This window comes from Nannocystis exedens (assembly GCF_002343915.1).
GTDB lineage: Bacteria > Myxococcota_A > Polyangia > Nannocystales > Nannocystaceae > Nannocystis > Nannocystis exedens.
In genome coordinates, this window is sequence record NZ_NETK01000001.1 from 9,297,477 (window position 1) to 9,318,294 (window position 20,818).

Here is a 20,818-nt window from a genome sequence, read left to right on the forward strand (position 1 = left end):
GCGGCGCTCGCGGGGGCGAGCGACCTTAGCGGCGGCGCACGAAGTAGGTGCGCATGTTGCCGCGACCCTTGAGCGCGACCTCGCCGCGCTCCTCGATCTCGTAGCGGTTGGGGTCGATCAGCGCGTGCGTCGACTGGCTGATCTGGACGTGCATCGGCTGGCTCGTGGTCTCCATCCGGCTGGCGATGTTGACGGTGTCGCCGTACAGGCAAAACCGCGGCATCTTGGTGCCGACCACGCCGGCGACCACCGGGCCCGAGTTGACGCCGATCCGGATCTGCAGCGGCGCGCCGGTCGGCAGGGCCATGCCCTCGACGGCCTCGAGCATGTCGAGCGCGACGTCGCAGATCGCGTCGGCGTGGCGCGGGTTGGGGTCGGGCACGCCGCCGGCGATGACGTAGCAGTCGCCGACGGTCTTGATCTTGTAGACGGGGTGGCGCTCGATCAGCGCGTCGAAGCGGGTGTAGAGCCGGCCGAGCAGCTCGAACACCTCGAGCGGCGAGTGGTCGCTGGCCGCCCGCGTGTAGTCGACGATGTCGCAGAACAGCACCGTGACCTGCGGGTAGTGATCGCCGACGACGCTGCGGCCCTCGCGGAGGGTGTTGGCGACGCTCTGGGGCAGCATGCTGTAGAGCAGGTCGTCGCTGCGGCGCTTCTCGTCGGCCAGCGCCGCGGCGGCGCTCTCGGCCAGGAGCCGCGCGTCCTCGAGCTGGCGCTGCAGCGCGCGCAGCGAGACGTGAGTGGCGACGCGGGCGAGCAGCTCCTCGAGGTGGAACGGCTTGGTGACGTAGTCGACGCCGCCGACCTCGAAGGCGCGGATCTTGTCGAGCACCTCGTCGCGGGCGCTCATGAAGATGACGGGGACGTCGCGCGTGTCGGACTGGGCCTTGAGCTGCTGGCAGACCTCGTAGCCGGTCATTCCGGGCATGTTGATATCGAGGAGCACGAGGTCCGGCGCGGCCGCGGCCGCGGCCTGCAGCGCCTGCGGGCCCGAGGTCACCGGCCGCACCTTGTAGCCCTGGGCGGCCAGCATCTCGGTCAAGATCCGGAGGTTGACGAGGGTGTCGTCGACGACCAGGATGTCGCCGCGCACGGGCTGATAGGACTTCTCGCTCATGGGCCACCTCCGGCGGCTTGTAACGCGTGCCGGGTCAGGTCGATAATCGCGGCGTAGTTGTACTGTTCGAGCATGTCCGAAAGGACAGTGGCGGCCTGCGGCGCCTGGGCGCGGACGAAGTCGATCATGCGCGCGATGGTGAACACGTCGGCCTGCAGGCACGCCTGCTCGAGCGCCGACAGCCACGGCGACGGCAGCCCGTGCAGCGCGGCCGCGTCGACGCGGGCGAGCGGCGGGGCGTCGTCGTAGAGATAGGTGACCCCGAGCCGCTCGGCCAGCTTGTCGAACACTTGGTGCAGCTGCAACGGCTTGCGCAGGAAGTCGTCGCAGCCGGCCGCGCGCGCGGTCGCCTCGTCGGCCTCGAAGGCGCTGGCCGTGAGGGCGATGACCACCGTCTCGGCGCCCCACGGGCTCTGCTTGATCTGCTGCGTGGCCTCGATGCCGCTGACTCCGGGCATGCGCATGTCCATCCACACGAGGTGGGGACGCCAAGTCTCGCACAAGTGAACGGCCTCGCGGCCGTCGGCGGCCTCGCGGACCTCGAATCCGACCCGCGAGAGCGCCTGCACCAGCAATTGCCGGCTCTGCCAGCGATCCTCGGCGACGAGGATCCGGCGTGGCTCCTGGCCGGCGGCGAGGCCGAGGATCTTGCGCGCGGACCGCCGCGGGTCGTCGGCGCCGCGGCCGAGGCCGACCGGCAGGGTGAGGGTGAGCTGATCGGGCGCGACGTGGTACTCGCCGCCGAGCTGGTTGGCGATGGCGATCGCCAGCTCGGGGCCGCGGCCGGGCTCGTCGGTGTGCAGGCCGGCGTCGGTGCGGACGAACGAGCGCAGGCGCAGGTCGGCGAGGTCGATGCCGGGGGCGCGGATGTCGAAGCGCAGCACGCCGGCGCCCGGCGCGGAGCCCGGCTCCATGCGCACGCGGACGACGATGAGGTCGCGGCGCGGGACCTCGAGCACGTTGCCGAGCAGGAGCAGGAGCAAGTGACGCAGCCGGACCTGGTCGGTGCGGACGCGCCGCGGCAGGTCGGCCGCGCGATCGATGCGCAGGGCGACCTCGGCGCCGGCGGCTCGCAGGCACAACATGTCCGCGAGGTCATCCAACAAGTAGTGCAGGTCGAAGCCGACCTGGCCCGCGCCCTCGTCGTTGCCGCCGGTGAGCTCGTCGATCAGCGCGAGCAGCTGCTCGCCGCTGCGGTGGATGACCTCGATGTGCGCCCGCTGCTCGGCGCTCAGCAGCACGTCCTCGCGGAGCAGGTGCGAGAAGCCGAGGATGGCGTTCAGCGGGGTGCGCAGCTCGTGCCCGAGGTCGGAGAGGATCGCGGTGCGCGTGCGCAAGGCGGCGTGGAGCCGCGCCTCGACCCGCTCGAGGGCCGCGAGCGCGGCGGGGGTCTCCTCGCGCTCGGTGAACTCCCCGACGTAGTAGCGAAGGGCGGCGATCTCGTCGTTGAGCGCGAGGGGATCGTCGGCGTCGTTCACGGATCTCCTGCGGTCCGAGTATGCCCGAACCGGCCCGCGCGGGGCGGCCTTTCAAGGGCCGTAGACCCCAGTTCGCGCCGGCGGAAGAGGACCTGCACGGCGCGCCGCGGCACACACGCCGATTTCCCAACCGCGGCCACACGGCACGAGGCGGGCGCTCTCGCGGCCCGGGGCGGCCGCGCGCGCGAGCGCCGCTTGACCCGCCGCGGCGTCGAGGGCGATCGTGCGCGTCATGTCGGATCCCGTCCTCGTCGTCACCGGCGCCACCGGCTTCCTCGGGCGTGAGCTCGTGCATCACCTGCTCGCCGCGGAGCCGACGACGCGCCTGGCGCTGCTCGTGCGCGGTCGCGACGAGGCGCAGGCGCGGGCGCGCGGGGCCGAGGTGCTGCGCGACCGACTGTCCGGCGAGGCGCTGGCCGCGGCCGAGCGGCGGGTCGAGATCGTGCGGGCCGACCTCGAGCGCGACAACCTCGGGCTCGACAACGCGACCTACGCCGGGCTCGCCGGTCGCGCGACGGGGGTGATCCACGGGGCCGCGTCCGTCAGCTTCTCGCTGCCGCTCGAGCAGGCGCGGGCGATCAACGTCGAGGGCACGCGGCGCGTGCTCGACCTGGCCAACGCGGCCGAGTGCCCGTTCGACTACATCGGCACCGCCTACGTCGCCGGCGACCGCAGCGGCACCGCGCTCGAGACGGAGCTCGACGTCGGCCAGCGGTTCCACAACACCTACGAGCAGACCAAGCTCGAGTCGGAGAAGCTGGTGCGCGCGCGCGCCGGCGAGCAGCGGGTGACCATCTATCGCCCGAGCATCATCGTCGGCGACTCGCGCACCGGCCGGACGTCGAGCTTCAAGGTGCTCTACTGGCCGCTGAAGATCTTCTCGCGCGGCTTCCGCTGGGCGCCCGGCCGCCCCGACGCGGTGATGGACGTGGTGCCCTCCGACTTCGTGGTCCAGGCGATCTGCCACCTGCGCAAACAGACAGGTCCTTCGGGACAGGCGTATCACCTGTGCGCGGGCCGCGAGCACGCGGCCACGCTCGAGCAGCTCAGCACTGCGGCCAGCCGGTTCTTCGGCTGCAAGCCGGCGGTGTTCGTGAAGCCGGACCTGTTCGTGCGCGCGCGGCCGTTCATCGACCGGTTCACGTTCGGCAAGCTGCGCCGGATCTTGACCACCGGGCGGGTCTACACGCCGTACCTGTCGCTGCAGCTGTGGTTCGACACCTCGCACACGCGGGCGGCGCTGGCGGGTACCGGCATCGCGGCGCCGGGGGTCGAGGACTTCTTCCTCAACCAGCTCCGCTTCGCCCGCGACACCGACTTCGGCAAGAAGCTCGCGCACCCGGAGGCGTGAGGGCGGGCCCGAGTGCGCCGGGGCGGTCGACCTCGTGGCCTCGGCCGGCGGCGTGGGGTCGGCCGAGAAGCGCCAGGCATTCCAGCGCTTCGCCGGCGCCGGGTTCGACTGCTGGGACGGATCAGACCGTGACGCGGCGGTGGTAGGTCGCCCACTCGATGGCGATCAGCAGGGCCGCGGCGAGCAGCAGCAGGGCCCACAGCGGCTCGTCGCGCACCGGCACCGGCGCGGCGGCCTCGCCGGCGAGGGCGGCGGGCGGCAGCTCGCCGAGGCGGTCGTGCAGGTCGGAGGCGGCGACGCTGGCCTGGTTGACCGCCACCAGCACCTCGGCCCCGGCGGCCGCGCCGTCGACGGCGCGCACGCGGTAGATGCCGGGCTGCATGGCGCGCAGGCGGAACACGCCGGTGGCGTCGACGGGTACGGTCGATGGGCTGTCGGCCGGCTCGGGGCCGCGGACCTCGACCTGAGTCAGATCCTGCGCGCCGAGGCCGATCTCGGCGGCGGCGACCGGACGGCTGGGACCGACCGGCACGCTGGCGACGAAGCCGGGGCGGGCCTGCTCGAAGTAGCCGATGATGTTGGCGACGAGGATCGGGAAGGCTGTCCGAAGGGGCAGGTCGGTCTGGCGCGGATCGAAGCCGAGCGCCAGCACGGCCCGCGGGCGGCGACCGTCGCCGCCGAGCTCGTGGCGCAGGACCACCAGCGGCTCGCCGAGGCTGCGCACCAGCACGGTGTCGCCCGGCTCGGTGGCGAGCCGCGTGCCGCGGCGGAGGTTCACGTCCTTGAGGACGACGCCGTCGAGCAGCGGGTGCTCGCGGTGCTGCTCGGTGAGGAACGGGCGGACGAGCTCGCCGGCGCCGCGGATCGGCGCGGCGTCGGGGGCGACCCGCGCGGGGTCGAAGATCACGAGGTCCCCGGGGGGGAGCGGGTCGGGCAGCGGGCGATCGCCGACGTCGATGATGACGAGGTCGGCCTCGGCCAGCGACGGGTGCGACGCGGCGTCGGCCGGGCCTACGCCGGTGAGCTGGATGTGCTCCTGCAAGGTGAGCAGGGCCGCCTCGAGGAACAGGTCACTGCCGTCGGTGACGAGCACGACCTTGAACGGCGGCAGCGGGGGGACCACGGCGTAGGCCCGGTCGTCGTCGGGCGGGCCGAGCTGCTGCGGATCGGCGCCTGGCTCGAGGGACAGGTTGGCGACGAGGCGGGTGCGCGCGGCGTCGAGCTCGCGCAGGACCTCGCGCCGCCGCTCGCCGGGGCCGAGCTGCACGGCCTGGCGCCCGACCACGAGGCCGTCGGCCTGGACCTCGAGCACGGCGCTGGCCGGGCCGTCGCCGAGGTTGTGGACCTCGGCCAGGACCTCGATGCGTTCGCGGTCGCCGGGGTACCTGCGGGCGGCGAAGGCGACCAGCGCGAGGTTGTCGGCCGGCCCGCCGGCGCGCGCGACCTGGCACGGGATCGCGGCCGCGTCGGGGCTGTCGGATGAGACATGTCCCGAGATGCAGGTGGCGAGGGCGTCGCCGGCGGCCTCGTCGAGGGCGCCGTCGGTGAGGACGAGGATCCGGCCGCCGGCCTGCCCGGCCAGGGCGGCGCGGGCGAGCGCGAGGGCGCGGCCGAGGTCGGCCTCGCCGGGGCCGGGGACGATGCCGTCGAGGGCGCGCAGCAGCGGGGCGGCGTCGCGGCCGAGCGGGCCCGGGACCTCGACCTCGGCGCCGGCGGCGATGACGAGCGCGCGATCGGTGGGCCCGAGCCCGGCGAGCTCGGCGCGGGCGCGGCGGAGCAGGACGTCGAGTCGCGTGAGGCCGGGTTCACCGGCGGCCGGGCCGGCGACGCTGGCCGAGCGGTCGACCACGATCGCCACGGTCTGCGGGTCGCGCAGCCAGCTGTCGGGCCGCGGGTCGCCGAGCGCGGCGCACAGCAGCGCGAGCAGGACGAGCTGCAGCAGCCAGCTGAGCAGCCGCCGCAGCTTCTTCCACAGCCTCCGCGTGTCGCTCTCGCGCGTGACCTGCTGCCACAGCGCGGCGAACGGGACCACGACCTGGCGCCGGCGCATGCGCAAGAGGTACAGCGCCGTGATCGCGGCGGCCCCGGCGGCGAACACGGGGAGTATTTCGGGCCATGTCCATCCGGACAGGGTCATCGGAGCAGGCCTCCGACCCGGAACATGCGCAGCACGAGCTCGTCGAACGGGACGCTGGTCTCGGCGCGGAAGTAGGGGATCCCGCGGCTGCGGCAGCTGGCGGCCAGGGCCTGGCAGAACTTCTCGTGGGCGTCGGCGTAGGCGCGCAGGGCCGCGGGGCTGAGGGTGACCTCGCGGGCGTCGCCGCCCTCGACGTCGACGAGGGTGACGTCGCCGCGCAGGCCGCTGAGCTCGGGGTGAGCCTCGCGCGGGTCGATGACCTGGATCGCCACCGGCTCGTGCTTGCGGAAGCGCAGCAGGTTGAGGCCGTCGAACGCGCCCTGGAGGTCGTAGAAGTCGCTGAGGACGACGGTGAGGCCGGGCTGGGCGCTCTCGGCGGCGAGCCGCCCGCACGCGGCCCGCATGTCGGTCGGGCCGCCGCGCGGGGCGGTGCGCAGGAAGTCGAACACGCGGAAGATCCGGCCCTTGCCGCGCACCGCCGGCAAGGTGGTGTGCAGCTTGCGGCTCATGCACGTGAGGCCGACGCGGTCGAGGTTGGCGAGGCCGACGTAGGCCAGCGCGGCCGCGACCTGCTGGGCGTAGCGCAGCTTGCTGCCGCCCGAGGTCGACATCGAGTCGCTGATGTCGACGGCGATCCGGATCGGCAGGTCCTCGTCCTCCTCGTAGAGGCGGACCAGGGTCTGCTCGAGGCGCATCAGCACGCCCCAGTCGAGGTTGCGGATGTCGTCGCCGGGGCTGTACTCGCGGTGGTCGGCGAACTCGAGGCCGTTGCCGACCTTGCGCGTCTTGCGTTCGGCGCGCTGCTTGCCGCGGAACAGCCGGCGCGCGATCACCTGCAGCAGCTCGAGCTTGGCCAGGAAGGCCTCGCCGAACAGATCGTCGGCGGCGGCGGGCGCGGGCCGCTCGGGCTGGGGGCTCTCGCTGCGCTTCCAAAAGGCCAAGCGATCAGCTCCGCGACCGGTCGGCGTCGGCGGGGACGCTGGTGAGCACCTGGGCGATGACCTTGTCGATGGCGATGCCCTCGGCCTCGCCCTCGAAGTTGAGGATCACGCGGTGGCGCAGGGCCGAGGGCGCGACGGCCCGCACGTCGTCGATCGACGGCGACTTGCGGCCGTCCATGACGCAGCGGATGCGCGCGGCCAGGAGCACGGCCTGGGCGCCGCGCGGGCTGCCGCCGAAGCGGACGTAGCGCTTGACGAGGTCGGTGGCGCGGACGTCGTCGGGGTGGGTGGCCCGCAGCACGCGCACGACGTACTCGGCGACGCTGGGGACGACCGGGACGGCGCGGACGAACCGGCGCATCTCGAGCAGGGTGGGAGCGTCGAGCACCGGCCGCGCCGCGGCGCTCCTGGTGCCGGTGGTGCGATCGAGGATCGCCAGCAGCTCGCGCTCGCCGGGGAAAGGGACGTCGATCTTGAAGAGGAAGCGGTCGAGCTGGGCCTCGGGCAGCGGATAGGTGCCCTCCATCTCGAGCGGGTTCTGGGTGGCGAGGACGAGGAATGGTTCGGGCAGGGCGCGGGTCTTGCCGGCCGCGGTGACCTGGCCCTCGGCCATCGCCTCGAGCAGCGCCGACTGCGTCTTGGGCGTGGCGCGGTTGATCTCGTCGGCGAGGACGATATGGTTGAAGATCGGCCCCGGCTGGAACGCCAGCTCGCGGCCGCCGCCCGGCCGGTCGACCAGCACCGAGGTGCCGACGATGTCGGCCGGCATGAGATCCGGGGTGAACTGGATGCGGGCGAAGGACAGGTCGACCGCGGCCGCGAGGGTCCGGATCATCAGCGTCTTGCCCAGCCCCGGGACGCCCTCGAGCAGGCCGTGTCCGCCGGCGAGGAGGCAGGTGACGATGCCGCGGAGCACGTCGTCCTGGCCGACGATGACGGTCTGGACCTCGCGCAGGAGGTCGGCCAGGTGGTGCTGCAGGGCTTCGAGGTGCGCTTGCGTGTCGGCGATCGTCATGCGAGGGCCGGGAGAGCATACACGGCCGCCGGCCGCGGAGCCCGACGCGTCGCACGCCGGAGCGCAAAAGCGCCCGCACCGCCACGACGCCGCGGACAGGTGCGCGTGAGGACGCTCGTGCCGGCGGCGCGAAACCCGACGCCGCCGGTGTGGCTATCGTTCGCCCCAGAGACAAACGCTGCATGCGCTACGAAGGCAAGATCTACCGCCCGCCGTCCGAGGCCGATGCGTACATCCTGCAGGCGACGATCGGGTGCTCGTGGAACCGCTGCACCTACTGTGACATGTACAGCGACAAGGTCTACCGCGAGCGCGAGACCGACGCGTGCCTCGAGGACCTGCGCACCGCCGCGGCGATCGCTCGCAACCGCGTCGACAAGGTGTTCGTCGGCGACGGCGACGCGCTCGGGATGCCGACCGATCGCTGGCTGGCGATCCTCAAGGCCGCGAGCGCCGGGTTCCCGCGCCTGCGCCGGGTGTCGTGCTACGCGACCGCGCTCAACATCCTCAAGAAGACGCCCGACGAGCTGGCGGCGCTGCGCGAGGCCGGGCTGTCGCGCCTGTACATCGGCCCCGAGTCGGGCGACGACGCGACGCTCAAGCGGATCGCCAAGGGCTCGACCTTCGCCGAGCACGTGGCCGCGGCCGAGCGGGCGCGCGCGGCGGGGATCGAGCTCAGCGTGATCGTGCTGCTCGGGATCGCCGGGATCGAACGCGCCCGCGAGCACGCGTCGGCGACCGCCCGCTTGATCACGGCGATGGACCCGGCGTTCGCGTCGGCGCTGACGACCACGGTGGTGCCCAAGACGCCGCTGCACACGCTGCAGACCCGCGGCCGCTTCGCGCTGCCCTCGGTGGTCGACATGCTCCGCGAGCTGCGGACCATCGTCGACGAGGCCCGCCCGACCGACGCCCTGTTCCGCACCAACCACGCGTCGAACTACCTGGCCATCGGCGGCCGCCTGCCGCGCGACCGCGCCGCCATCCTGGCGACGATCGACAGCGCGATCGCGGGCGAGGTGACGCTGCGGCCCGAGTGGGCCCGCGGGCTGTAGCGCGCGCGCCCCGCTGCATGAGCGCAGCGCGGGCGAGACGCCCCTCAGGCGCGCCTCCGCCTCACTCTCCGCTGACCGCGGCGATCCAGCGCAGGAACATGTCCGAAAGGGCATGTCGTGACGGACCAGCTCGTTCGAGCATGCCCGTTGCGACATGCTCTTCAGGACTCGCCACCGAGCCGCGGCGGCCCGAGGGCGAGGACGACCTGCGCCGACGGGCCGGCGACGGCAGACGGCGAGGTCGATGCGGCGGCCACGGAGCTCGCCACGATCCACGCGTGCTCGGGGGTCATGATTGCGGCGGGGGACCCCGAGGGTGGCACAAGAGCCGCCGCGGCGATCGCCGGGCGGCTCTTGCTCGTGCTCGCGCTGGCGAGCGAAGATGACCGTTGGGACAGGCGCGTGCGGAGCCGTCAGTCGGCCAGGCAGAGCGTCGGCTCCATCGGATCGGCGCCCTTGCCGTCGGCGCAGCCGATCGTGCAGGGGTCGCCGGTGCAGTCGACGACCGCGGTGAGCTTGACGGTGCGGCCGTGACCCGGCGGCTCCATCACGAACTCGAGCGGCGCGGTGACGAGGCTGGTGCCCTTCTCGTCGAGCGCGTCGATGTAGACGCGGTCGAGGTCGTCGCCGGCGATCTGGCGGTCGGGGTCGAGGATGGCGTTGTAGCCCATGATCGCCGGCTCCTCGGGATCGCAGTCGAAGTCGTAGGTGAGCAGCTCGTTCAGGCCTTCCTTCTCGTAGGTCGAGACGCGGAAGTTGGTGACCGGCACGTCGCTGCACATGCCGAAGCCGCCGTTGAGCAGCCAGCGCACCAGGATCTTGGCCGGGGTCGGCGACATCGTCACGACGTCGGCGGTGTTCTCGGCGCCCGACGTGACCTCGGCGATGTCGGCCGGGTCGTTGTCGAAGTTGTCGGTCACGATGACCTTCTCGGCGTCGACGCCGCTGACCCTGACGTTGTAGCGACCGGCGGTGAGGCCCATGAACTGGGCCTGGCCGTCCTCGCAGGCGACGACCTCCTGGTCGATCACGTCGCCGGCGGCGCCGCTGGCGGAGTACTTGTAGAGCTCCACGGTGACGTCGGTGACGCCGAGGATGCTGCAGTCGACGTTCGCGCCGATCTTGAACGGGACGATGAGAGAGCCGGGCGGGTCGTCGCCCCCACAGGCGGGCGCTGCGACGAGGGCGGTGAAGGCGAGGGTGCTGACGAGGAGACGAGTGCGCATGGGAAGGTTCTCAGGGTACGAGCGTGGCCCAGGGACGCCGGCCGACCGACCTGTGTTCACGGCCGGCTCGCCCCACCCGCGGCATGGTACCGGCCCGCGGCCGCGTGACAACAAATCCGTCCGCGCTCGCGGCGGGCAGGCGGGCAGGCGGGCAGGCGTGCGCCTAGTCGCGGATGTAGCGGTGCGCGACCGCCCGCACGTTGCGGTCGCTCAAAACGTGAAACACCCGGAGGCGCTTGAGGGCGACCGGGGACAGCTGCCCCAGCGGGACGTAGACGATCTTCTTGTCCATGCGCTGCGCGAGCTGGCGCAGCGCCGGACGCGGCGGGGCGGCCGCCACGTAGACGACCAGGCGCTCGGCCGAGTAGTCGAGCGCGGCCCGCAGCAGCACCTCGGCCTTGGTGCGGGCCTCGCCGAAGTGCGGGTCTTCCCACACCCCGAACATCTGCCCGGGCGGGCGGTTGAGGAGAAACCCGCCGTAGAGCGCGCGGCCGATGCCGGGGCCGACGAGCTGCGCGAACGGGTCGCTGGCGTAGAGCGCCATGTCGCCCTCGTCCTCGTGCTCGCCCTGCCAGGTCATGTGCCAGCCGAACTTCGGCTCGGCCTCGTCGTCCTCGGGCACCAGCGGCTCGTCGTCGAAGATCACCACGACCGCGCCCGGCTTGCCGCGCACGAGCTGCTCGATGCGGACGTAGATCTTGCCCTGGTGCCAGTTCCGCACGGTCTCCCGCACGTCGACGCCGTCGAACAGGCTGGTCGAGAACGGCGCGACCTGGGTGTGCGCGTCGGACAGCACGCGCTCCGTGCGCTTGCGCAGTAACGCGCCGTAGTGCTCGAGCGCGAGGTCCTCCGGCGGGTACGAGCAGATGCTGTCGCCGGTGAAACGTTCGGCCCACTCGCCCTTGCGCCGCTCCTTCTCCCGCGGCCGCACGATCTTCATCAGCCGACGCCGCCGCTGCATCAGCTTCGGGTGGAAGTGGATCGTCCGCACGCGGTCGTGGAGGTCGCGCAGCGAGAGGTCGAGCGGCGGCAACTCCGGCCGTACGGCCTGCCATGGATAGGCCGTCGCGACCTCCCAGACCTCTTGCGCGTAGGTGTCGTCGACGAAGCCGCGCGCGGCGATGACGAGCTGGTAGAGGTCGGGCGCGATCGCGCCTTCCTCGAGCGCGTACGCGTGGGCGTAGCGCAGCAGGCGGAGGATCGCGCCGGGCCGGAGATCGCCGCCGGTGCGCTCGCGGTAGCGCGTGCGCGCCTGCTGGCAGATCGCCAGCAACAGGCCGGTGCGCCCGGTGACCCGCGGCCGCTCGTCGAACGGGTCGGGCGGCGAGGGCGTGCGGAACGGGTCCTGGATCGGGGCCTGGCGCGCCCGCGTGAACAGGTCGAGCACCGCGCCGGCGCTGGCCGGGCTCAGCGCCGAGGGCGGAGCGCTACCACGGCTGCGCTCGTAGGCCGCCTGGATGAAGGCCGGCTCGCCGAGCACCTCGGCGCTGGACTGTTCGGACAGGTGCCAAAGGACATGTCCTTCGCGCCTGGTGAGGCGGCGCAGCGGCGCCGGCGGCGAGGCGCCTTCGGCCAGCAGCGGGCCGAGGCGCGCGACCAGGCCGCGCGCGTGATGCAGGCCGCAGACGACCAGGACGGCGGCGTCGGGCAGGTTTTGGCGCAGCGCGAGGGCGGCGATCGAGCCGGCCATGAAGTCCTCGCGCGGGTCGTCGGCGGCGGCGCGCGGGCTGATCGACGCGGCGGCGAGGGCGGCGCGCAGCCAGGCGGCGGCGCCGACGGTCTCGGCGCTGGCGACGTCGGGCAGGTGATCGCGCGCCGACGGATAGTCGGCGACCTCGCGGTCGACCAGGTGGAACGGGATCCCGAGCTCGGTCGCGCGGCGCACCGCCTCGATCAGCGGATCGGCCGGCTCGACCACCAGGTACTGCGGCCGCCCGTGCTGGGCCTCGTTCGGGATCTCGAGCGCGCTCAGCAGCGGCAGGCGGGCGATCGCGCGGGCCAGCGGCGCGCCGATCCCGGCCGGCAGCTCGACGGCGATCGCGGCCGGGCTGAACTTCTCGATCGCGCGGCGGACCATCTGCGCGCACTCGAGCCGGCCGTGCAGCACCGGCAGGACGACGACGCCGGGCAGGATCATGTCGAGCTCGGCCAGCTCGTCGCGCGAGAGGCTGAGCGGGTCCGGCCAGGCCGGGCGGTAGGTCGCGGCGGCGTCGTCGAACATGGCCGAAAGTTCAGGTCAAGGCTGCTCGAGCGGGACCTCGCCGGGGAGGTAGTCGAGCGCGTCGTCGCCGAGGATCATGGCGGTGGCCTGGCGCACGTGCTTCTTCACGTCGAGGCCGCCGCGGTCGCTGGCGCCGAGCTTGAGCGCGTAGCGGGCGATGTTGATGCCGTCGCGGACCGTGAACGGCTGGTCGTCCTCGTGCGCGCGCTGGAGGAACACCGCGAGGTAGTGGAGGATCCGCGGGCTGGCGAACGGCAGGTTGGCCTGCAGGATCGCGGTCTCCTCGTCGCGCTCGGGGAAGTCGATGACGATCTGCGGCTGCAGCCGGCTCTGGATGTACTCGGGGATGTCGAACGTGCTGGCGTCGTCGTTCATCGTCGCGCAGAAGCGGAAGTTGCGGTGCGCGTGGATCTTGACGCCGGCGACCACCGACTCGACGTAGCGCCGGCGATCGAGCAGCGGCGCGAGCGAGGCCCAGCTGCGCTCGCTCATGCGGTTGCCCTCGTCGAGCACGCACACGCCACCCTTGATCATCGCGCTGACCAGCGGGCTGGCGGTGTAGCGCAGCTTCTGGCCGTCGGTGATGACCGGCGTGACGAGCAGGTCCTCGGGCCGCGTGTCCATGGTCGCCTGGAACACATAGAGCGGGACGTCGAGGGCGCGCGCGGCGGCCGACGCCAAAGTCGTCTTGCCAACGCCGGGCTTGCCGACTAAACGTGGCGACAGCGCGTGATCTTGTTCGTCCAACACGGCCCACGCGGCCAGCAGCTGGCGCTTCAACTCTTGCCGCCCGACCCACTGCCAGCGCATCTCGTCGGGCGGAGTGAGGCGCAGTTCGACGCCCTGGATGACGACGCTCTCCATCGTGCGTGCCGGTATATCAGGCGTCGGGCCGGCCCCGCGAGGACCTCGCAAGTTTATGGCGCTCCGGCGCCCCGCGTGAGACTTTTGTCCGGGAAGGGCCCTGGAGGGTGAATCTGGCGCCCCCGCCGCGGTCTAAGGCCGCCGGCGCGGGCCCCCGGGCCTGTTCGAGCACAGGAGCGCTGAATGCGAACCAGCCAACTTCTTCCTCACGGGCGTCTGCCGCGGGCGCTGACCGCCCTGGCCCTGTGGATCGGGCTCGTGACGGTCCCCACCGCGGCGGCCTCCCCGGTCCTGCTCGACCCGCCCGAGGCGGGCACCCCCGAGGAGGAGGAAGAGGAAGACGCCCCAGCGGTCATCGCGCCCGAGCCGGCGCCCGAGCCGGAGCCGCCGGTCGCGGCCAAGTCGAAGCAGGCCAAGCCCGGCAAGAAGCCGACGAAGTCCAGTTCGGCCAAGAAGCCCAAGGGCGACCCGCGCTGCGGCGGCAAGACGCCGATCTGGGAGCACAGGGTCAAGGCCGGCGACAACCTCGGGCGCATCGCCGGCCAGTACGGCGTGCGGATGAGCGACATTACGAAGCTCAACGCGAAGCTGAAGAAGAACCCGGACAAGCTGTCGATCGGCCAGATCGTGCTGGTCTGCCCCGACCCCGAGGTGCCGCCGCACCTCGAAGAGGAGGGCAGCTACACGGTGAAGAAGGGCGACTCGCTGAGCGAGATCGCCGAGAAGCACCACATGAAGGTCGCCGAGCTGATCGCGCTGCAGAAGGGCTCGCTGCGCAAGCGGCTCGACGCCAACAAGAGCGACCTGCGGCCCGGCGACGAGCTGACGATCATGATCGACCGCGGCATCGTCGCCGCGTTCGCGCCGACCCACGACGAGGACCGCGGCGTGCTCCGCGTCGGCATCCCGCTGGATCCAGGCAAGCACTATTACATCAAGCGCCCTCACCTGGCCTTCGGGACAGGCGCGACGATCAAGGCGATTAAGGCCGCGATCTCCAAGTACGCGATGCTCAAGGGCATCAAGGGCGGGCCCCCGGTGCACGTCGGCGACATCAGCGCGCGCGGCGGCGGGCCGCTCAAGGGCCACAAGTCGCACCAGAAGGGGGTCGACGTCGACGTCGGCCTGGTGCTCAAGGGCGCGGACGCGAGCGAGGTCCGCTTCCTCTCGGGCAACGCGGACAACCTCGATGTCGCGCGCACCTGGGCGCTGATCAAGTCCTTCGTCGACACCAAGGAGGTCCGCGCGATCTTCCTCGACTACGGGCTGCAGAAGATCCTCTACGAGCACGCCAAGAAGAAGGGCGTGCCCGAGTCCAAGCTCGACGAGCTGTTCCAGTACCCGCGGGGCAAGGGCCGCGGCTACGGCATCATCCGTCACTGGAAGGGCCACCGCGACCACTTCCACGTCCGCTTCCACCGCTGAGGCGGACCGTCGCGCCGCGCAACGCTCGACGACTTCGACCGCGCCAGCGCGCCATGGCCTGGCGGCGGCTCCCGTCGCAGCCCGCGGACGCGCAGAAGGCGCCGTTCTTTGGAGCATGTTTTCTGGGACATGCTCCCTCGGGCATGTCCTGGAGGGCATGCCCGAGCGGTCAGAAGACCGTGAAGCCGAGGAACGGGCCGAGCTGCAGCAGCGGGACGCCGCCGAACGCGGCCGTGAGGCGGGCCTGGCCGCCGACCACGCCCTTGACCCGCTTCTCGGGGTTGGTGAACACGTAGCCGAGGCGGCCCTCGCCTTCGACGCCGCCGATCGTGGTCAGCGCGAACATGACGCCGCCGCCCATCGAGTAGAACAACCGCTGCTTGGGACCGCCCTGGCCCATGGCCGTGAGGTGGTGGCGATGGACGAAGAGGCCGCGGTAGTCGATGGGCGACAGATCGAAGGTCTGCTCGTCCGCGCGCCCGACCGAGAGCGTGAGCTGATAGCCGAGCGCGGTGTTCCAGTCGAAGGTGCGGGCCCGATTCCTGCGCGGGCGCAGGTTGGTGCCGAGGAAGAACGTGAAGTCGCCGGACGGGACCGGCGACATGATGTTGAAGCCGAGGGTGTAGAGGTTGGCGAATACGAGCTTGCGGTGCGTGACCGACTCGGGCGCGTTCGCGGGCCCCTCGGCGGCGGGCGGGGCCGGGGTCGTGCTCGCGGGTAGGGGGGCCGGATCCAGCGGAGCGGCGGCCGGCGGATAGGGCTGGACCGACTGCGACGGCGGGTCCGGCTGCGCGGGCGCGGGCGCGTCAGGCGGGGCCGGGGACGCGGCGGCATCCGCCGGCGCTGCGACCGGGCCCGACGTCGCAGGTGCGGGCTGGGCCGCGACAGGCGGGGTCGGCGTCGGCGCGGACGCAGCCGGTTGAAGGAGCGCGAGCGACAGGGCGGCGACGACGAGGTGAGGCATGAGGGATGTCCTAAAGTTAATGTGGACCTGTCCTGAAGGCCATGGGATGCGGCGCCGCCGACGGGGCAGGACCTGGCGAGCGCCGCCCGGCGAGGCGCCACGGACCGTGAGCTCGCGCGCGGAGGGGGAGGCGACGAGCGTCGGGACAGACCCGGGCCCGCGCGGCGCGGGCAGGTCGGGCGCGGCGACGATGATCTGCGCGGCAAACGGCCAGGAGCATGCGAGGACCGACGACCGTCGATGTTTGCAGACGACGTGATCCGGCTCAAGCCGGTGCGCCGCCAAAGCCGCTAAGGTGCCGCGCCATGGCGACCACGCTGCGCACCGTCCCCCCCGAACCCCCTCCGCCGCCCTCCGTCCTGCCGTGCAGCGACCCGGCCACCGGCCAACGCTTCGGCGAGGCGACGGTGATGGACCGGGCCGCGGTCGTGGCCGTGGTCCAGCGCGCCCGCGCGGCCCAGGCGGCGTGGGCCGCGACGTCCTGGGCCGAGCGCCGAGCTGTCCTTTCGGACATCTTGCGCTACGTGGTCCAGCACCAGGAGGAGATCTGTCGCCTCGCGGTGCGCGATTCCGGGAAGACGATGGTCGACGCGGCGATGGGGGAGATCTTCCCGGTCTGCGAGAAGCTCCGCTACACGATCGCGCACGGCGAGGCCGACCTCCGCGCCGAGCGGCGGCCGTCGGGGCTCCTGCCGCACAAGGCCGCGCGCGTCGAGTACCTGCCGCTCGGGGTCATCGGCGTGATCGCGCCGTGGAACTTCCCGTTTCACAACTTCTTCTGCCCGACGATCCCGGCGCTCTTCGCCGGCAACGCGGTGGTGGTCAAGGTCAGCGAGCTGGCGACCTGGTCGTCGCTGCGCTACGTCGAGATCTTCGCCGAGGTGCTGCGGCGTCGCGGCCACAGCCCCGACCTCGTGCAGATCGTCACCGGCTACGGCGAGACCGGCTCGGCGCTCGTGACCTCGGGCGTCGACAAGATCTTCTTCACCGGCTCGCCCCAGAACGGCCGCAAGGTGATGGCGGCGGCCGCGGAGACGCTCACGCCGGTGGTCCTCGAGCTCGGCGGCAAGGACCCGATGATCATCTGCGACGACGCCGATCTCGAGCAGGCGGTCAGCACCGCCACGTTCGGGGTGTTCAACGCCTGCGGCCAGATGTGCGTCGGCGCCGAGCGGCTTTACGTGTTCGCCGGCATCTACGACGCGTTCGTGCGCGAGGTGGTGGCGCGGGCGAAGGCGCTGCGCCAGGGTCCGCCGCTGCAGGGCGAGGTCGACGTCGGCGCGATGACGATGCCGCGCCAGCTCCAGATCGTGCAGGAGCTGGTCGACGACGCGGTCGCCAAGGGGGCGCGGGTGCTGTGCGGCGGCAAGCCGCGGACCGACCTGCCGGGCAACTACTATCCGCCGACCGTGCTGGTCGACGTCGATCACACCATGCGGATCACCCGCGAGGAGCAGTTCGGCCCCGTCATGGTGATCATGAAGGTCGACTCCGAGGCCGAGGCGGTGCGGCTGGCCAACGATTGCCCGTACGGTCTCGGCTCGTCGGTGTTCACGCGCGATCCGGCCCGCGGCGAGCGGCTGGCCCGCGCGATCGCGGCCGGCATGACCACGGTCAACGACTTCGGCCTCGCCTACATGATCCAGTCGCTGCCGTTCGGCGGCCTCAAGATCTCGGGGTTCGGGCGGATCAACGGCCGCGAGGGCCTGCGCGCCTGCTGCAACGAGAAGGCGATCGTCACCGATCGCGTCCCGGTGCGGCAGGGCATGGCGCTGTACCCCGTACGGCCGGCGACGCTCGAGCTGGTGACGGGCGCGGTGCGGGCGATCTACGGCGCCGGGATCGGCAAGAAGGCGCGCGGGGCGCTCCAGATCGCCCGTTCGTTGCTGTCGCTGGCACGCGGCCCGCGGTCGACCGAATCGCCGTAAAGCTGGCGCGCCGACGAGCGGCGCACACCTGTCTTCATGGACAGATCGCGCGCCGGCGTCGGGCGGATCCGAACCCGGTCGGGCGGCTTGGCAGAGCGACGGGCCGTGTGGCACCATTCACAGCCCGCCCGGCTGGCCCAATGGACGAGTTCATCGCCGCGATCGTCAGCTTCCCCACCGTGGTGTTCACGGTCGCCTTGTTGGTCGTCGGAGGGTATTGGGTGCTGGCGCTGATCGGCGGGATCGGCAGCGACATGCTCGACGCGGCGGCCGGCAAGATCGACGGCGCCGTCGATGCGATGGCCGGCAAGGTCGACGGGGCGGTCGACGCGATGGCCGGCAAGGTCGACGCGGTGGCCGGCAAGCTCGAGGGCGCGACCGGCAAGCTCGAGGCGGTCGGGGGCAAGGTCGAGGGCGCCGCGGGGGGCCTCAGCCTGCTCGCCGCGCTCGGCTTCGGCAAGGCGCCGGCGACGGTGGTCATCAGCATGCTCGTCCTGTTCGCGTGGGCGCTGTCGACATTCGCCACGCTGATGCTCCGGGACTACGGGGTCATGGCGATGGGCGTCCACGTCGGCATCGCCTTCGGCGCGGTGGTGGTCGCCGGCATGCTGACGGGGCTCATCGCCAGCGCGCTCGGCAACGCGTTCAAGCGCCACCGACCGATCGGTCGCGGCGAGCTGGTCGGCAAGCTGGCGACGATCACCACCGGACGGGTCGACGAGCGGTTCGGCCAGGCCAACCTCCACGAAGACGGCGCCAACCTGATCGTCGACGTCCGCTGCGCCACCCCCAACGCGCTGGTCAGGCACACCCGCGTGGTGCTGGTGAGCTACGACGCCGAGGCCCACTATTACATGGTCGAGCCGTTCGAATCGAAGGACAGTATCGCCCGCCCGTGACGCGGCGCGCGTGAGAGAGGGACGCTAATCGCATGAATCCGACTCTGATCCTGATCGCCATCGTCGCCGGCGCGATCCTCCTTTTCGGTCTCATCATCGCGTTCGTCGTCACGCGATTCCTCCGCCAGGTCGACCAGGGCAAGGCGATCATCATCAATACGTGGGGCAAGGGCGCCCAGGTCGCGTTCTCCGGCGTGGTCGTCTATCCGATCATCAACCGCGCCGAGATGATGGACATCTCGGTCAAGACGATCGACATCGACCGCCGCGGCAAGGAGGGCCTCATCTGCGCCGACAACATCCGCGCCGACATCAAGGTCACGTTCTTCGTCCGCGTCAACAAGACCCCCGAAGACGTCTTGAAGGTGGCGCAGTCGATCGGCTGCGCCCGCGCGTCCGACCAGTCGACCCTCGACGAGCTGTTCTCCGCCAAGTTCTCCGAGGCGCTCAAGACCGTCGGCAAGCGGCTGATGTTCGAGGAGCTCTACACCAAGCGCGAGCAGTTCAAGGACGAGCTGATCGAGGTCATCGGCCGCGACCTCAACGGCTACATCCTCGACGACGCGGCGATCGACTTCCTCGAGCAGACGCCGATGTCGTCGCTCGACCCGCACAACATCCTCGACGCCCAGGGCATCCGCAAGATCACCGAGATCACCGCGGCCCAGAACGTGCGCACCAACGAGCTGCGGCAGAAGGAGCGCATGGACGTCGGCTCGCAGAACCTCGCCTCCGACGAGGCGGTGTTCCGCTACGAGCAGCAGCGCGCCGACGCCGAGGCGAAGAAGCACAAGGAGATCGCGATGTCGCAGGCCCGCGAGCAGAACGAGGCGATGCGGGTCGCCAGCGAGGAGCACAAGAAGACGATGCTGGTCCAGCAGGCCAACGAGGCCGAGATCGGCAAGTCCGAGCAGGACAAGCAGCGCGCGATCCTCATCGCCGAGAAGGCCAAGGAGCGCGAGGTCCAGGTCGAGACGGAGCGGGTCGAGAAGGCCCGCGCGACCGAGGCGATCGCGCGCGAGCGGGCGGTCGAGCTGCTGCGCATCGAGAAGGAGAAGGCGCTGGAGATCGAGCGCAAGGCGATCGCCGACGTCGTCCGCGAGCGCGTGTCGGTGGAGAAGGGCGTGGCCGAGGAGGAGGAGCGCACCAAGGACGTGCGCGTGCTCGCCGACGCCAACCGCGTCAAGGAGTCGCGCGTCATCAAGGCCGAGGGCGAGGCCCAGGAGCGCCTGGTCAAGGACGTGAAGAACGCCCAGGCGATGGAAGAGGTGGCCAAGCACGAGGCCAAGAAGCAGCTGATCCTCGCCGAGGCCGCGCTCGAGTCGGCCGACAAGCAGGCGAAGGCGAAGATCCGCGAGGCCGAGGGCCTGCAGGCCCAGGAGGCCGCGCAGGGCCTGGCCAACGTGCGCGTCAAGGAGGCCGACGCGGTCGCCACCGAGAAGCTCGGGATGGCCAAGGTCCGCGTGCAGGAGGCCGAGGCCGGCGCGATCGAGAAGCGCGGCATGGCCGAGAACACGGTCGCGCGCGAGCGCTTCGCGGTCGAGGCCAGCGGCGAGGAGCAGAAGGGCCTGGCGCAGGTCCGGGTCAAGGAGGCCGACGCGGCGGCGATCGAGAAGCAGGGCGCGGCCCAGGCGGTCGCGCAGGAGCGCCAGGGCGTGGCCCAGGCGACGGCGATCCGCGAGAAGCTGCTGGCCGAGGCGGCCGGCCTGGCCGAGAAGGGCAAGGCGATGCAAAACTTCGCCGGCGAGCCGCGCGCGCACGAGGAGTTCCGCCTCCAGCTCGAGCGCGACCGCGACGTCCAGCTGGCCCAGATCGCGGCCCAGAAGACCATCGCCGAGGCCCAGGCCCGCGTGCTGGCGACCGCGCTCGAGCACGCCAAGATCAACATCGTCGGCGGCGACGGCCAGTTCTTCGACAAGTTCGTGCGCGCGGTCGGCACGGCGCAGTCGATCGACGGCACCCTCGACCACAGCGAGACGCTCAAGAAGCTGCTCGGCGACTACCTCGACGGCAAGAAGAGCCTGCCCGAGGACCTCAAGCAGGTGCTGTCCGGCGTGTCGGCCGACGACCTGCAGAAGTTGACGCTGTCGGCCTTCCTGGCCGATCTGCTGCGCAGCGCCGACGGCCCGACGAAGAAGAAGATCCAGGCGCTGGCGGAGAAGGCCAGGGACCTCGGGATCCAGTAAGCCGGAGCCGT

General features: G+C 71.8%; 15 protein-coding genes. 6 read left to right on the forward strand and 9 right to left on the reverse strand.

The features are described 5' to 3' along the window. Positions 1–25: 25 nt before the first annotated feature. The gene (locus tag NAEX_RS36370; protein WP_096332068.1) at positions 26–1,117 is read right to left on the reverse strand and encodes an adenylate/guanylate cyclase domain-containing protein; all 1,092 of its coding nucleotides are present in this window, start codon (positions 1,115–1,117) and stop codon (positions 26–28) included. After that, complete coding sequence (locus NAEX_RS36375) at positions 1,114–2,595, reverse strand: response regulator (RefSeq protein WP_096332069.1); 1,482 nt, start codon at positions 2,593–2,595, stop codon at positions 1,114–1,116. Before NAEX_RS36375 ends, NAEX_RS36370 begins: the two co-directional genes overlap by 4 nt. Positions 2,596–2,827: 232 nt before the next feature. Between NAEX_RS36375 and NAEX_RS36380 the strand changes: the two genes are divergently transcribed. After that, complete coding sequence (locus tag NAEX_RS36380) at positions 2,828–3,946, forward strand: SDR family oxidoreductase (RefSeq protein WP_096332070.1); 1,119 nt, start codon at positions 2,828–2,830, stop codon at positions 3,944–3,946. A gap of 121 nt (positions 3,947–4,067) precedes the next feature. Here NAEX_RS36380 and NAEX_RS36385 read toward each other — a convergent pair whose 3' ends face one another. Genes NAEX_RS36385 through NAEX_RS36395 form a run of 3 tightly spaced genes read right to left on the reverse strand, consistent with a single transcriptional unit; the run spans position 4,068 to position 8,039 of the window. Further along, positions 4,068–6,083, reverse strand: coding sequence for a vWA domain-containing protein (locus tag NAEX_RS36385; protein ID WP_096332071.1), 2,016 nt, complete (start codon positions 6,081–6,083; stop codon positions 4,068–4,070). Continuing rightward, positions 6,080–7,024, reverse strand: a complete 945-nt coding sequence (locus NAEX_RS36390) for a DUF58 domain-containing protein (RefSeq protein WP_096332072.1) — start codon at positions 7,022–7,024, stop codon at positions 6,080–6,082. The genes NAEX_RS36385 and NAEX_RS36390 overlap by 4 nt, the downstream gene beginning before the upstream one ends. A gap of 4 nt (positions 7,025–7,028) precedes the next feature. After that, the gene (locus NAEX_RS36395) at positions 7,029–8,039 is read right to left on the reverse strand and encodes an AAA family ATPase (RefSeq protein WP_096332073.1); all 1,011 of its coding nucleotides are present in this window, start codon (positions 8,037–8,039) and stop codon (positions 7,029–7,031) included. A gap of 182 nt (positions 8,040–8,221) precedes the next feature. Here NAEX_RS36395 and NAEX_RS36400 point away from each other — a divergent pair, with 182 nt between their 5' ends. Beyond that, positions 8,222–9,094, forward strand: coding sequence for a radical SAM protein (locus NAEX_RS36400; protein WP_096332074.1), 873 nt, complete (start codon positions 8,222–8,224; stop codon positions 9,092–9,094). A gap of 413 nt (positions 9,095–9,507) precedes the next feature. Here the strand turns inward: NAEX_RS36400 and NAEX_RS36405 are convergent, their stop codons facing one another. The 3 genes from NAEX_RS36405 to NAEX_RS36415 all read right to left on the reverse strand — a co-directional run bounded on the left by NAEX_RS36405 (position 9,508) and on the right by NAEX_RS36415 (position 13,405). After that, the gene (locus tag NAEX_RS36405; RefSeq protein WP_096332075.1) at positions 9,508–10,320 is read right to left on the reverse strand and encodes a hypothetical protein; all 813 of its coding nucleotides are present in this window, start codon (positions 10,318–10,320) and stop codon (positions 9,508–9,510) included. Between the two features lie 163 nt (positions 10,321–10,483). Beyond that, entirely contained in the window at positions 10,484–12,541 is a 2,058-nt protein-coding gene (locus NAEX_RS36410) for a hypothetical protein (protein ID WP_096332076.1), read from the reverse strand. Between the two features lie 15 nt (positions 12,542–12,556). After that, a complete protein-coding gene (locus NAEX_RS36415) occupies positions 12,557–13,405 on the reverse strand; it encodes an AAA family ATPase (protein ID WP_096332077.1) in 849 nt (282 codons plus the stop codon). A gap of 183 nt (positions 13,406–13,588) precedes the next feature. Here NAEX_RS36415 and NAEX_RS36420 point away from each other — a divergent pair, with 183 nt between their 5' ends. Next, the gene (locus NAEX_RS36420) at positions 13,589–14,830 is read left to right on the forward strand and encodes a penicillin-insensitive murein endopeptidase (protein ID WP_096332078.1); all 1,242 of its coding nucleotides are present in this window, start codon (positions 13,589–13,591) and stop codon (positions 14,828–14,830) included. 169 nt (positions 14,831–14,999) lie between these two features. Here the strand turns inward: NAEX_RS36420 and NAEX_RS36425 are convergent, their stop codons facing one another. Continuing rightward, positions 15,000–15,794, reverse strand: a complete 795-nt coding sequence (locus NAEX_RS36425) for a hypothetical protein (protein ID WP_096332079.1) — start codon at positions 15,792–15,794, stop codon at positions 15,000–15,002. A gap of 305 nt (positions 15,795–16,099) precedes the next feature. Here NAEX_RS36425 and NAEX_RS36430 point away from each other — a divergent pair, with 305 nt between their 5' ends. The 3 genes from NAEX_RS36430 (at position 16,100) to NAEX_RS36440 (ending at position 20,807) form a co-directional block, all read left to right on the forward strand. Beyond that, on the forward strand, positions 16,100–17,722 hold the full coding sequence (locus tag NAEX_RS36430) for an aldehyde dehydrogenase family protein (RefSeq protein ID WP_170136298.1): 1,623 nt from the start codon (positions 16,100–16,102) through the stop codon (positions 17,720–17,722). Positions 17,723–17,862: 140 nt separating this feature from the next. Then, positions 17,863–18,621, forward strand: coding sequence for a hypothetical protein (locus tag NAEX_RS36435; protein ID WP_096332081.1), 759 nt, complete (start codon positions 17,863–17,865; stop codon positions 18,619–18,621). A gap of 32 nt (positions 18,622–18,653) precedes the next feature. Next, on the forward strand, positions 18,654–20,807 hold the full coding sequence (locus tag NAEX_RS36440; RefSeq protein ID WP_096332082.1) for a flotillin family protein: 2,154 nt from the start codon (positions 18,654–18,656) through the stop codon (positions 20,805–20,807). Positions 20,808–20,818 lie beyond the last annotated feature (11 nt).